The sequence below is a fragment of the Selenomonas sp. FC4001 genome (genome assembly GCF_000701565.1).
In the GTDB taxonomy this organism is placed as follows: domain Bacteria; phylum Bacillota; class Negativicutes; order Selenomonadales; family Selenomonadaceae; genus Selenomonas_A; species Selenomonas_A ruminantium_B.
Genome location: NZ_JNJF01000015.1, coordinates 40,244 through 52,915, shown reverse-complemented (window position 1 = coordinate 52,915; position 12,672 = coordinate 40,244). Strand labels below are relative to the sequence as shown.

Sequence of the window (12,672 nt, the reverse complement as noted above, 5' to 3'; positions counted from 1 at the left end):
GTTTCAATCAGATAGCTTCTACCTGATCGAAACCAAGGTCAATCGGGGTTTCCTCGACGAGAACCTTGAGACGGCCCTTTTCAGCATCGATAGCTGTAATGGTGCCCGTGTAGTTCTCGAAAACGCCCGAGTTGATACGAACCACATCCCCGACCTCGACATCGAGTTCAGGTTTGAGCTCTTCCTCGCCCATGGATTTCAAGATACGTTTCGCTTCAGCATCGGTAAGCGGAATCGGGTGTTTTTCAGAACCAACGAAACCGGTAACACCGGTAGTGTTGCGCACAACGTACCAGGAATGCTCATCGACAATCATGTCAACCAGCACGTAGCCTGGGAAGACTTTTCGCGGAACGACTTTTTTCTTGCCGTCCTTGATTTCGACCTCATCCTCAACGGGAACCACAACATTAAAAATCATGTTGCTCATGTTGGCCGTATGAATCAGGCGTTCGAGATTGGCCTTAACCTTGTTCTCATAGCCCGAATAGGTATGCACTACATACCATGCTCTGCCAGGATTGTCCTGCCGCAGATTCATCTCTTCGTTTGCCATGCTGCCCTCACTTAGCTTACCGTAAAATGATGTGGAACAATCTTGCAAAGATGGTATCACAGAACCAAATCAGCGCGCAGACAATTGCTACGGCGATGCCAACCACGATTGTGTAGTTGACCAGTTCTTTTTTGGTCGCCCATGATACTTTTTTCATTTCGGCGATTACTTCGTCTATGAATTTCTTCACAGTTACTTCACATCTCCGTTCAATCCGCTAGAAGCGATTATTTCGTCTCTTTGTGCGTCGTATGTTTCTTGCAGAACTTGCAGTACTTATTGAACTCCAGACGATCCGGGTTGTTCTTCTTGTTCTTGTTGGTACGGTAGTTACGGCTATGGCACTCCGTGCACTCCAACGTGATATTGTTGCGCATCTCTTATTTACACCCCTTACGCTCAGAAACTATGACTCTTTCACAATGTCACTAATACAATTTAGCACACTTGGAAAAGCCTGTCAACAAGAAACCCTTGACAAGTCAAAAATTTTCTTACCGACATAAAACATAAAATAAAACCCCTGATACAGGGGTTCATTGGTAAATTTGGTGGCGGCAAAGAGATTTGAACTCCTGACACTGCGGGTATGAACCGCATGCTCTAGCCAACTGAGCTATGCCGCCATATATGGAGCTGATAACCAGGATTGAACTGGTGACCTTATCCTTACCAAGGATACGCTCTACCGACTGAGCTATATCAGCAACATTAACATTTGGTTGCGGGAATAGGACTTGAACCTATGACCTTCGGGTTATGAGCCCGACGAGCTACCGACTGCTCCATCCCGCGATTACTTTATCATAACCTGTCAGCCTTGTCAAACATAAAATTGGTTGCGGGGACAGGACTTGAACCTGTGACCTTCGGGTTATGAGCCCGACGAGCTACCGACTGCTCCACCCCGCGATAACCTTCGCTCTGTTGCGCTGTCGCGCTTCATCGCTGTGCCGTATCGGCGGCTGACAATAAAAGATTATAGAGCAAAAAAAAGAGGGTGTCAACCCCCTTTTTTAAGTTTTTTTGATTTTTTTATGCTTCAGCCGTTACTTCCTGTTCTTCCGGGAACAGATAGCTGTATCTTTCCTTGAACTCTGCCGGTTCCATACGGTAAGCATTAGCCAGGCCCGGGTCATCCAAATCGCCTTTTTCGAGGCGCATCATCAGGCCGCGGGCAATCTGATAATGAACAGAGTTGATATTGACCTTGCGCACCATGGTCTTGCCGGTAGCCGGGTCCTTGATGTCTTCGAAGCGCATGGGCACGGCTTTGTTATCCTGAATGGAAATCAGGGCGCCGCTGTCGCCGGACATCAGGAACTGTACAGCGGAGTAACCCAGCTGACGGGCATAGTCGATATCGTAAGCAATCGGTGCCGTGCAGCGCAGTTCATAGCCGATTTCCTTATCGATGATGCTGACCTTGATGCCCAGCTTCTTGACTTCTGCCAGTACAGCCTGCTTGAGGATTTCACCGAAGTCGAGTTCGCTGTAGCGGATGTGGCCATGTTCGTCAGTGACCACCGTCCCCAGCTTCTTGAAATCTTCCGGTGCAATCTTTTCAATAACGCCTTCCGCGATTACAGCCACGCCGTAATTCTTGCCGGTCAGGTAACGCTTCACGATAGCACCCGTGATGATGTCCACCACCTGCTGCAGGGGAATCTTGTCTTCCGGGAATTCTTCCGGAATGATGGTCAGTGCTGCGCCGGCGCTGCGGCCCATGCCCAGTGCCAAGTGACCTGCGGTACGGCCCATGGCGATGGTGAAGTACCAGCGGTTGTTGGTGGTGCGGGCATCTTCCATCAGGTTTTCTACTTCCTGCGTACCGAATGCTCTGGCGGTTTCAAAGCCGAATGTCGGAATCCCCTCCGGCAGCGGCAGGTCATTATCAATGGTCTTCGGCACATGCACTACATTGATGGTGCGGCCCATCTTGCGGGCATAATCAGAAACTGCAGCAGAGCTGTATGCCGTATCATCACCGCCGATGGTCACGAGATGCGTAACACCTAGTTCCGTCAGCGTTTCCACCACCGTGCGCAAATCCGATTCTTTCTTGGTCGGATTGAAGCGGGACATCTTGAGAATGCAGCCGCCGGTCAGGTGAATGCGGCTGATGTTCTTCGGTTCCAGACGAACATAATTCTTCTCACCGCGAGCCAAACGGGAAAAACCGTCATACATGCCCAGAACATCCCATCCCTGACGGGTGGCTTCATTAACCACACCAGAGATAACGCTGTTAATGCCGGGAGCAGGTCCCCCTCCGCAAACCACGGCAATCACATTTTTGATACCAATCATGACAAATCCCCCTTTATTTAGTCTACAATGGTAAAAATTCGACTAAAAAGGGGGATTTCCTGCTTTATTATGAAATTTTCAGCCTGTTAATGCTTGCCCATATGGGAACGCTTAGTGGCGTTGGATTTATTTCTGACTTTTGCCCGGCGGCTGCGGTCATTTCTGCCCTTATGAGCAGCACCTTTGCGGTTGGCGTATTTGGATAAAGGTTTGGCCTTGGCCTTCTTCTCCTGGCGTTCCTTCTTGATTTCCTGCATAATCTGCGCCTGCTTTTCCAGACGCTTGTGATGGCGCTCGGAATGCTCCTTGCGAATACGGCTCTTGATGCCGGCTTCAATGCGGCGCAATAAATCATACTGGCGGGCGTTGACGAAAGTCACGGCCTTGCCATCCTGCCCCGCCCGTCCGGTACGGCCAATACGGTGGATATAGCTTTCCGTATCATGGGGAATATCGTAGTTGAATACATGGGTCACGCCTTCGATATCGAGACCACGGGCTGCAATATCCGTAGCGCAGAGAATCTGCAGTTCTGCCTTGCGGAAGCGCTTGAGTACAAGCGCACGCTGTACCTGAGACAAATCACCATGAAGCTCGTCCACCAGATACCCACGGGCTGCCAGCGCCATCGTGACCATATGTGCCCGCTGTTTCGTATGACAGAATACCATGGCCAGATACGGATTATCGCTGTTGATGCACTCACAGAGGCGGTCAATCTTATTTTCTTCCGTAGTATCCAGAATTACCTGCTCAATGGCATCCAAAGTGATGTGCTCGCTCTGGATTTGGATGTTTTCCGGTGCTTTCATATACTGTGCGGCCAGTGCCTTGACCCGCGGCGGCATGGTAGCGGAGAACAGCATAAACTGACGGTCAGCAGCAGAAGCCTTCAATAATACTTCTACGTCTTCGATAAAGCCCAGCTTCATCATTTCGTCAGCTTCATCCAGAACCACCTTGTTTACATGGCTCAAGTTGATGGTCTGACGGCGCAGATGGTCCAGCAGACGTCCCGGCGTGCCGATGATGAGCTGAGGATGGCGGCGCAGTTTCTGCTTCTGGCGTTCGATATCCTGCCCGCCGTAAATAACCAGCGAGGATATGCCTGCAGCTTCGCCGACAATAGAAGCTACCTTAGCCACCTGAATGGCCAGTTCCCGCGTCGGAGCCACAATCAAAGCCTGCGCCACATCTGCCTGGGGCTTGATTTTTTCCAGAATGGGCAGCAGGAAAGCCAATGTCTTGCCTGTGCCGGTCTGAGCCTGCACGATAACATCCTTACCGGCCCTGGCCAGCGGAATGGCCTTTTCCTGTACCGGCGTTGCCTCGCGAATTCCTTTTTTCGCCAAGGTTTCGCATATTTCCTGGGAGATGCCCAGTTCTTTGAACATAGTCATTACGACGAAAGTACCTCCGTGCCTGTTTCCGTAATCAAAATCGTCTTTTCCCACTGAGCGGAGAGCTTGTTGTCCTTGGTGCGCACTGTCCAGTTGTCCTTGCTGTCAACAACCACGGTCTTCTTGCCCTGGTTAATCATGGGTTCTACCGTCAGTACCATGCCCGGCACCAGCAGCATGCCTGTGCCAGCTTCGCCTTCATGGGCCACAAAGGGTTCCAGATGGAAATCCTTGCCCACGCCGTGGCCGCCCAAATCCGTCACGACCGAATAGCCGTTGGCATGCGCGTAGTCTCCGCAGGCAGCGCTGATGTCCCCCAAAAAGTGCCATGGCTTAGCGGCAGCAATGCCTCGTTCCATGCACTCTTTGGTGACCCGCACCAGACGTTCCGCTTCTTCCGATACTTCCCCTACCATAAACATACGGGAAGCATCTGCATAATAACCATTCAGCGTAGTGGTGATATCCACATTGACAATATCCCCTTCCTTGAGGATGGTCTTTTTCGAAGGAATGCCATGGCACACCACTTCATTGATGGAAATGCAGCAGCTCTTGGGAAAGCCTTCGTAATTCAGGCAGGAAGGATAGCCCCCTCTGGATTCGATGAATTCACGCACCGCATCATCAATCGTGGCCGTATCCACGCCCGGCTTAATCAGTGAAGCCGCCAAATCCAGCGCGCCGTCATTGACTACACCGGCAGCTTTTATCATTTCAATATCATGCTTGTTATTGATGATTTTCTTGGGCGGTCTGACCTGTCCCTTGAAGGCGTTATACTTAATCTCGCTAATCCGTTCATCAAAATCTGCGTGGCATTTTTTATATTTCTTGCCGCTGCCACACCAGCAAAGTTCATTTCTCTGCATAAAATGCACAATCTCCTTTAAGCTTTTTCCTAATATATTGCCCATACTGTCATCCTAAGTTAATACACAATAATCTATTATAACGCCATTGTTCAGATTTTGCCATAGTAATTTTAATTTTTTATGACCTATTTGACCTGCTAGCTACTAATATGGTATACTACCTCCAGCTAAGCTTTGTGTTCACAAGTTAAGGAGGTTTTTTACTTGCGATTTACAAAACCGTGCTGTCTGCTCGCTGCAGCAGCAATCTTCTTTGGCTCTAGTTCCCTTTCCGAGGCCGCCAGCTTCCAGCTCGGCGACACAGGTAATGAAGTTATTGAAATCCAACAGGCTTTAGCCAGTCAGGGCTATGATGTACCCGTGGATGGTGATTACGGTCCTGCCACAAAAGCCGCTGTCGCCGAATTCCAGCGCGACAACCATCTGGCCGTTGACGGTGAGCTGGGCAGCAGTTCCTATCAGGCACTGCTCCACCGCGCATTGCCAACCACCAGCCATAAATCCTACTTTGCCGGGGCTAACGGTATCATCAGCCTGGCCCGTCAATATCTTGGAGTGCCTTACGTCTGGGGCGGTTCTTCTCCCAACGGCTTTGACTGCTCGGGCTTTGTCCAGTACGTTTACGCCCAGAAGGGCATTCATCTGCCCCGCACCGCTGACATTCAGGCCACGGCCGGCCGGCCGATTTCCAAAGCCGAGCTCATGCCCGGGGATTTGGTTTTCTTCGCCGGTGACTACGTGAACATCTCCCATGTCGGCATCTATGTGGGCAACGGACAGATGATTCATGCTTCCAGCACCTACGGCATTGCCTACGATTCCCTCTCCCGCGACTACCGCGTAACTCACTACGCCGGAGCCTGCCGGGTACTCAATTAAAGATGCAGCCTTCCTCTTGAGGAAGGCTTTTATATTGACAAGGGCCCTTCATTGTTATATAGTAGTCGGTATGCAATAAGAAACAAAGGATGTGTCGTCCAAAATGAAAATATGGATAAAGAGGTTGGCGCTGTTGGTGCTGGCTCTCATACTGGCAGGACTGGCCGTCTGCGCTTATATCATGCACAGCGCCAAGGATTCTGTACCGGTTCTTAACTATCACCAGATAAACGACCGGGATGAAAACGCCCTGACAGTTCACACGGACCAATTCGAGGCCCAGATGAAGTATTTGGCGGACAATGGCTATCATACCATTACCCCGGAAGAAATGATTGCAGCCTGGGATAGCGGTACTGCCCTTCCCGACAAGCCTGTTATCATTACCTTTGACGATGGTTATGCGGACAATTATCGCTGTGCTTTCCCCATTCTGCAAAAGTACAATCTGCGGGGAACCATCTTCCTGATTTCCGATTTCATCGGCACCTATCCTAACTATCTCACCTGGGCGCAGGTGGACGAAATGCAGGAAAGCGGTTTTATCGACTTTGAAAGCCACACCCTTTCCCATGAACAGTTGGACAGCACCAGCCCGGAAGAAACTTGGAACCAGTTGGACGGCTCCAAAAAAGCGCTGGAATGGCATTTGCACAAAGAGGTAAACTTCCTGGCTTATCCCTGCGGCTCCTATGATGAAGAACTGCAGCAGATGGTGAAAAAGGCCGGCTATAAGGGTGCCTTCACCGTAAACTTTGGCCTGGCTGACAAAGGGGAAAATCATTACATCCTTGACCGTGTTCCCATCTTTGGCTGCACCAATCATACCCTGATGCGTTTCAAGATGCGCCTTAACTATGCGCCCATCTTCGCACCACTGGCCAGACTCCACAAAGACATGTACGAATCCGGCCATACATTTATCGCCAGGTTTATACCGACACCGTAATTTCAAACGATATGCTTTATGTTATACTTAGAGCATATCGTTTTTTTATATTAAGGAGAAATTCGTGAACTATAAATTCCTTATCCGCCCCCTGCTGATACTTTTGTTCTTCATGGGCCTATGGCATCTGAGCCATCCTTTCGCTGCTCCCTCTGCAGCAGAAACGGTGAGCGCCAACGTGCCTGACAAAAACATCATCCTCGTGCCGCTGGATGGCCGCCCGCCCTGCAAACAATTCGTCGTGGATGGCGGCGCCATTGCCGGCTTCCATGTCCTTACGCCGCCCACGGAACTGCAGGACTACTACTCGGCCCCCGGCGATACTATAGGCATGCGCCATTGGCTCGCAGAAAATATCAAAGGCCAGCAGGCTGCCCTTATCTCCATCGACCAACTTCTCTATGGCGGATTGCTCGCCGCCCGCGAAAAGGAAGCGCCACCTGCCCAGCAGGAAGCACTCATTAAGTATCTGCGTCAACTGCACGCCGATAATCCCAACATCCCCCTGCTGGCCTTCAGCATCCTGCCCCGCCAGACGCCACAGGATACCATTGACGGCTATCAGGAACGCAAGGATTTGCTGGCCTATTCCCGCTTGAAAGGACGTCAGGCCGCAGGCCTTGCTATCGATGAAACTGAACTTGCCCGGCTCGAAGCTGCTATCCCGCCCGCCAGCAAAGAAAAATATCTGGCCCACTTCGCTGAGAACGAGGAACTCAACAAGAAGCTCATCGCGCTCGTCAAAGAGGGCGTACTGACGAAACTCGTCTTAGGACAGGATGATGGCGAGGAATACAGCATCCCCAATATTGAAAAGGCCCATCTGCGGGAATTTATAAAAGCCGAAAATCTGCCATCCCATAAAGTAATCCTGACCCACGGCGCTGACGAAATCGCCCTGACCATGCTGGCCGCCTTCCACAACGAACAAAATCATTTCGCCCCTAATGTCTATGTCACCTATAATCACCCCGAAACGCCTGATACCATCATGCCCTATATGGCCATCGATATGCAGGAAACCGCCCATGAAAAAATCGCCCTAATTGGCGGGCAGGAAACCAGTGATGCGGCTGCGGCGGACTACATCCTCTACCTGTCTGCTAACGATTACGAAAAAGACACGGTGAGCAAACGCAGTACCAATGTGCAGGAGCTTCAAAAATTGACCGCACAGGGCAGACCTGTCGCTCTCGTTGACCTCTCCAAACATTTCACGGCTCAGGAAACGCTGCTGCCTTTGCTCTTGGATAAGGATTTTCCCGTAAACAGCCTCACCGCCTACGCCGGCTGGAACACCGCCAGCAACGCCATCGGTACAGCCGCAGCCACCGCCAGTCTCTACACCAACGCACAAAAAAATGCCCCAAGCCGTAAAGAAGCTCTGGGCATTGCCGCCAGCAATCTGAAATTCCTGCACAACCGTATCTTAGAAGATTACTTCTACCTCAAAGAGGATATCGATACCATCAACCATACGCTGAAAAAGGCCGGCTATCAAAACACCGCCGATTTGGATTTGGAGCATAACTGGCGCTGGGCCAATAATATGCTGCAGCAGAGTATGCAAAAACATCTGGCTGCCTATAAGCACAGCAAATCATTCTTAGCGCCTAATATTTTTCATACGCCACAGGGAGATTTTACCCTGACCGTCAAAGATTTGACCGTCGAACTTAGTTTTCCCTGGCCCCGCACGTTCGAGATTTATCTGGAAACTATGCCTTATATCGTAGTGCAGTAAATTGGTTCGAGGCACGCCATCACCACACCCGCTTGAATTGGACGTTGCCACGCTGCAGTTTGTTTCTGCCCCAGCCATAGTCGGCATAGATAAAAGCATCGGCAGCATTTTTGTGATAGCCTGCATAGACACCGAACCGGGTATCATAGATATTCGCACTGCTGGATTCAGGAACAGGTATTTTTATGGACGATGCGTCCCGTAATTCCCAAACCCAGGAGGTATTTCAGCTGTCTTATTATTTGCCCCTGGCGTATTTGGCAAGATACCAGGACGCCGATCTACCGGTCTCTCTGTATTTTTTATTTCCGTAAAGACCTTTTTGACTCCTTTTACCAGTTTGCCACCAACTATTTCAAGGGCATTGGGCTTATCACGATTGACACTCATGATTCCGCCAGCTACCATGTCCAGTTCCATAACATCCATCTTGTTCATAAGCTTCTTATCCATTTTATATTCCTCCTCACATCTTAGCGTGTTGTTATCTTGCTTTCTATTCTTTATATCCCCGAAAGCCAAAAGTGTGTAGGAGAAAAAAAGGAGCGATTGACAAGTCAATTTTTGACATGTCAACCGCCTACCTTATGTCATTTTTCCAAATATGAAAAGTCGTTTTTTTAGGGAAATTTCTAAACGAGCTAACCTAACCGCTCATCAATAACCTTCATCGCCTCTTGCTGGATAACTTTCAGCGGCACCTGCTTCTCGACTGCCAGCGCCTTGCAATCCTCATACTCCGGCGATACACTGCAAATCTTCCCTTCCCAGGCACTGACCTTACAATTCACCACGCCGTATTTTGTCTCCACCTTGGCAATATGACGGGATGCCTCCAGGCGCTGGGCCACAGGCATAATCCGCAGGCCAATGCTTGTGGTTTCCGCAAAGATAATGGCCACGCAGGCATTCTGCTTTTCCTCATCCACCAATACCGAAAGCATCTGAGCTGGACGATTCTTCTTCATGAAAATTGACGTCGTCCAGACATCGAGTGCCCCTGCCGCCAGCAGTTTTTCGTAGAGATAGCCATAAATCTGGGGATTCATATCGTCAATATTGACTTCAATGACGGCGAGTTTACTGTCAACGGCACCGTTGTACTCACCACGATACACCCGCAGTACGTTGGGGATGTTCAGCTCGTGACTGCCTGCCCCGTAGCCAATGCACTCCGTCACAAAACCTTTGGGCAGGCTTTCACTGTACAGCCCCAATGCCCGGACGATACCGGCCCCCGTAGGCGTTACCAGTTCCTTCTCCTCTGAGCCTTTGACCGTCTGCCAGCCCATTAAGAGCTCAGCTACAGCTGGAGCAGGTACAGGCAGCAGGCCATGAGCACACTTGACAAAGCCGCCGCCCACAGTCAGGCGGGACACGAAGATGCGCTCCACTTCCAAATAGTCCAGACAAATAGCCGCCCCGACAATATCGACAATGGAATCCACGGCTCCCACTTCATGGAAGGCCACTTCCTCTGCCGGCTTGCCGTGCACCTTTCCTTCCGCCTCAGCAATGACTTCAAAGATAGACAAAGCCTGCTGTTTTACCGCCATGGACAGCGCGGATTTTTCCAGCAGTTCGCGAATATCCGCCATCCTGCGATGACCATGATGGTGTTCCTTGACATTCAGCAGAATGACATCAACATACAGGGCATGAATGCCGTTACGGGAAGTTTCATTTACTTCCAGCTTAAACTCATCAGCCATGGGCAGTTTGCCCAGTTCTTTTTCCAGATAAGCTATAGGCACCCCTGCCTGCAGCAAAGCTCCCAAAAACATATTGCCGCTGATACCGGCAAAGCAATCCAAATACAACGCCTTCATTTTAGTACAGTCACCTCAACTTGTTTATCTTGCTGGCCAAGGCACCTGCACCAAAGCCGTTGTCAATATTCACCACAGAAACTCCCATGGCACAGCTGTTCAGCATAGAAAGCAGCGCCGCGACCCCTTTGAAGGAAGCACCATAGCCCACACTGGTGGGCACCGCAATGACAGGTTTATCCGTAAGGCCGCCCACCACACTGGCCAAAGCACCTTCCATGCCGGCAATGACGATAATGACGTTTGCCGCCTTAATCTCCGGCAGATGGGCAAAGAGGCGGTGAATGCCCGCCACTCCGCAGTCATAGCAGGTCTTAACCACATTGCCAAAAAGATACGCTGTAAGCCGCGCTTCCTCAGCCACCGGTACATCACTGGTACCGGCAGTCAGAATCAAAATCTGATGGTTCTCATCCCGCTGCAAACTTCTGTCCCGGTCAAGATAGATAAGCCGCGCTGTTTCGTCATACTCAGCCTCGGGAACTTTTTCCAGCACCTTGTCATAATGCGCCCGGCTGGCCCGTGTAGCCAGCAGATTTCCGTCGCTGTGGCTGTAAAGCGAGGCGAAGATATCCCGCACCTGCTCCGGGGTCTTACCAGCGGCATAAATTACCTCGGGCATCCCCTGCCGCAGTTCCCGGTGATGGTCGATTTCCGCAAACTGCATTTCCTCAAAAGGAACTTCGGCAATCTTCGCCGCCGCTTCCTCTTCACTCAATGTTCCTTGCTTATAATCCTGCAACAGTTTTACGATGTCTTTTTTCTTCATCTCTTGTAATATCCTTAATTGTCCCAAAAACTCCACATGCGTTCTGCCTGCGCTTCTTTTTTCTCCGCTTCCACTTCCTGGGCGATATTGAGGTCTTTCTGACCATAGCCCGGCGTGAGGTTGATATTCTGCGGCAGCCATTCATCCGAGAACAGCGGCTTATTCATCAGTATCGCGCGAATCTGCGTGGCAGCTTTCTTCTGCGCCGCTTCATCACCACTGGACTGAATAAATTCGCCTAAGGTTCTCCCGATGGCCTGCATGGAGGTTTCCTTTAAGGCCCGGGTCGTGGGGTCAAGGGCTGAAAGGCGCAGGATGGGGAAGGTCACCCCGTCATCCGAGGTCAGCATAGTATCCCCCTTCACCAGGAAACCTGCCTCCCGCAATTTTCCCACCATATCATCCGGTGCCGTTCCCTCCGGCAGGCAGGGCAGAACCAGATGGTTTTCCGTATTTCCGCAAAGCGTGCGGACGCCTGCGTCGTGAAGGCCTTTTTCCAACGCCTTGGCATTTTTGAGCACCTGCTCGCAGTAGGCCTTGAACGCTTCACTGCCCGCTTCGAGGAAAGTAGTAGCCAGAGCCGCCAGCACATTTTTCTTCACCATGGAGTGACCGGTATCGAGTACGGCCTTATCCATATTGTCCGCCAATTCCTTGCTGGTGAGGATAACCGCATTATGCGGCCCCTGCAGGGAATCGCCCGTAGGCAGGGTCACCACATCTGCATAGGGAACAGGTGACGGTGCACATCCTGCGGCCACAGCTCCGGCATTCTGGCCGATATCCACCCAGAGATACGCCCCTGCGGCCTTGGCAATTTCCTTAAGTCTTGCATAATCCAAATGCAAGGGATAATTTACAGGCGAATAGATAATCAGCCGGGGCTTGCGGGCTTTTGCCAGCTGTTCCACCCGGGCCAAATCTATCTGCTCCGTTTCCGGCTCTATGCTAAACGAGATAAAATCATACTGCAGATGTTCGCCGATGCAGTGTTCAAGTTTGCGCCGATTGAAGGACAGAATGGTGTCCCCGGTCGTAGCCAAGGCCTGAAATACTACACGGGAAGCCGCGGCGATATCCGAAATGCGCACGATGGCATGGTCGGCGCCGAAAAGTTTTGCCGCCCGCGTCTCAGCAATATCCTCCAACTTCATATGGCTCTGTACCGCATGATAATCCAGCTGGCCATTGCCGAAGATACTGCCCTTCAAATATGCGCTAAAGGGAGAAACCGCATTGGATGTAGGCAGAAGCGACAGCGTAAAGCGCTGCTTTTGAATTTCTTCCTGCAGCAGCCCATATATTTCCGGGTCGAAAGCCGCGAGGCTCTCTGTAAGGGTTTGATTTTGCATAGCTTTATT

The 12,672-nt window shown here is 50.9% G+C and carries 13 protein-coding genes and 4 tRNA genes; 3 read left to right on the top strand and 14 right to left on the bottom strand.

The genetic code is table 11. The annotated features are described in order from the left end of the window. Positions 1-7: 7 nt before the first annotated feature. The 10 genes from nusG to map all read right to left on the bottom strand — a co-directional run bounded on the left by nusG (position 8) and on the right by map (position 5,138). The gene (gene nusG / locus T320_RS07820; RefSeq protein ID WP_026760214.1) at positions 8-556 is read right to left on the bottom strand and encodes a transcription termination/antitermination protein NusG; all 549 of its coding nucleotides are present in this window, start codon (positions 554-556) and stop codon (positions 8-10) included. A gap of 16 nt (positions 557-572) precedes the next feature. Beyond that, positions 573-746, bottom strand: coding sequence for a preprotein translocase subunit SecE (secE, locus tag T320_RS07815; protein ID WP_080695392.1), 174 nt, complete (start codon positions 744-746; stop codon positions 573-575). A 37-nt stretch (positions 747-783) separates the two neighbouring features. Continuing rightward, a complete protein-coding gene (gene rpmG, locus T320_RS07810; RefSeq protein WP_014423817.1) occupies positions 784-933 on the bottom strand; it encodes a 50S ribosomal protein L33 in 150 nt (49 codons plus the stop codon). A 172-nt stretch (positions 934-1,105) separates the two neighbouring features. Further along, positions 1,106-1,182 (bottom strand) — tRNA-Met (locus T320_RS07805). 5 nt (positions 1,183-1,187) lie between these two features. Continuing rightward, positions 1,188-1,263, bottom strand: a tRNA-Thr gene (locus tag T320_RS07800). A 12-nt stretch (positions 1,264-1,275) separates the two neighbouring features. Further along, positions 1,276-1,351, bottom strand: a tRNA-Met gene (locus tag T320_RS07795). Between the two features lie 41 nt (positions 1,352-1,392). Beyond that, a tRNA-Met gene (locus T320_RS07790) sits at positions 1,393-1,468 on the bottom strand. Between the two features lie 123 nt (positions 1,469-1,591). After that, a complete protein-coding gene (pfp, locus tag T320_RS07785; protein ID WP_026760212.1) occupies positions 1,592-2,866 on the bottom strand; it encodes a diphosphate--fructose-6-phosphate 1-phosphotransferase in 1,275 nt (424 codons plus the stop codon). Between the two features lie 86 nt (positions 2,867-2,952). Further along, positions 2,953-4,266 (bottom strand): DEAD/DEAH box helicase, encoded by a 1,314-nt coding sequence (locus tag T320_RS07780; protein ID WP_037354599.1) that lies wholly within the window; start codon positions 4,264-4,266, stop codon positions 2,953-2,955. Beyond that, positions 4,266-5,138 carry a type I methionyl aminopeptidase gene (gene map, locus T320_RS07775; RefSeq protein ID WP_037354693.1) on the bottom strand — a complete coding sequence of 291 codons (873 nt, stop codon included), beginning with the start codon at positions 5,136-5,138 and terminating at the stop codon, positions 4,266-4,268. Before map ends, T320_RS07780 begins: the two co-directional genes overlap by 1 nt. 207 nt (positions 5,139-5,345) lie before the next feature. Here map and T320_RS07770 point away from each other — a divergent pair, with 207 nt between their 5' ends. The 3 genes from T320_RS07770 (at position 5,346) to T320_RS07760 (ending at position 8,713) form a co-directional block, all read left to right on the top strand. Continuing rightward, the gene (locus T320_RS07770; protein WP_081349973.1) at positions 5,346-6,020 is read left to right on the top strand and encodes a C40 family peptidase; all 675 of its coding nucleotides are present in this window, start codon (positions 5,346-5,348) and stop codon (positions 6,018-6,020) included. A 103-nt stretch (positions 6,021-6,123) separates the two neighbouring features. Further along, positions 6,124-6,969 carry a polysaccharide deacetylase family protein gene (locus tag T320_RS07765; RefSeq protein WP_037354597.1) on the top strand — a complete coding sequence of 282 codons (846 nt, stop codon included), beginning with the start codon at positions 6,124-6,126 and terminating at the stop codon, positions 6,967-6,969. 64 nt (positions 6,970-7,033) lie between these two features. After that, complete coding sequence (locus T320_RS07760; RefSeq protein ID WP_231465867.1) at positions 7,034-8,713, top strand: DUF4127 family protein; 1,680 nt, start codon at positions 7,034-7,036, stop codon at positions 8,711-8,713. A gap of 183 nt (positions 8,714-8,896) precedes the next feature. Here the strand turns inward: T320_RS07760 and T320_RS07755 are convergent, their stop codons facing one another. The 4 genes from T320_RS07755 to T320_RS07740 all read right to left on the bottom strand — a co-directional run bounded on the left by T320_RS07755 (position 8,897) and on the right by T320_RS07740 (position 12,663). After that, positions 8,897-9,166, bottom strand: a complete 270-nt coding sequence (locus tag T320_RS07755; protein ID WP_037354594.1) for a hypothetical protein — start codon at positions 9,164-9,166, stop codon at positions 8,897-8,899. A gap of 188 nt (positions 9,167-9,354) precedes the next feature. Next, complete coding sequence (larC, locus tag T320_RS07750; RefSeq protein ID WP_037354592.1) at positions 9,355-10,542, bottom strand: nickel pincer cofactor biosynthesis protein LarC; 1,188 nt, start codon at positions 10,540-10,542, stop codon at positions 9,355-9,357. A 10-nt stretch (positions 10,543-10,552) separates the two neighbouring features. After that, positions 10,553-11,311 (bottom strand): nickel pincer cofactor biosynthesis protein LarB, encoded by a 759-nt coding sequence (gene larB, locus T320_RS07745; protein WP_037354590.1) that lies wholly within the window; start codon positions 11,309-11,311, stop codon positions 10,553-10,555. 14 nt (positions 11,312-11,325) lie between these two features. Beyond that, complete coding sequence (locus T320_RS07740; RefSeq protein ID WP_037354588.1) at positions 11,326-12,663, bottom strand: PLP-dependent aminotransferase family protein; 1,338 nt, start codon at positions 12,661-12,663, stop codon at positions 11,326-11,328. Positions 12,664-12,672: the final 9 nt, after the last annotated feature.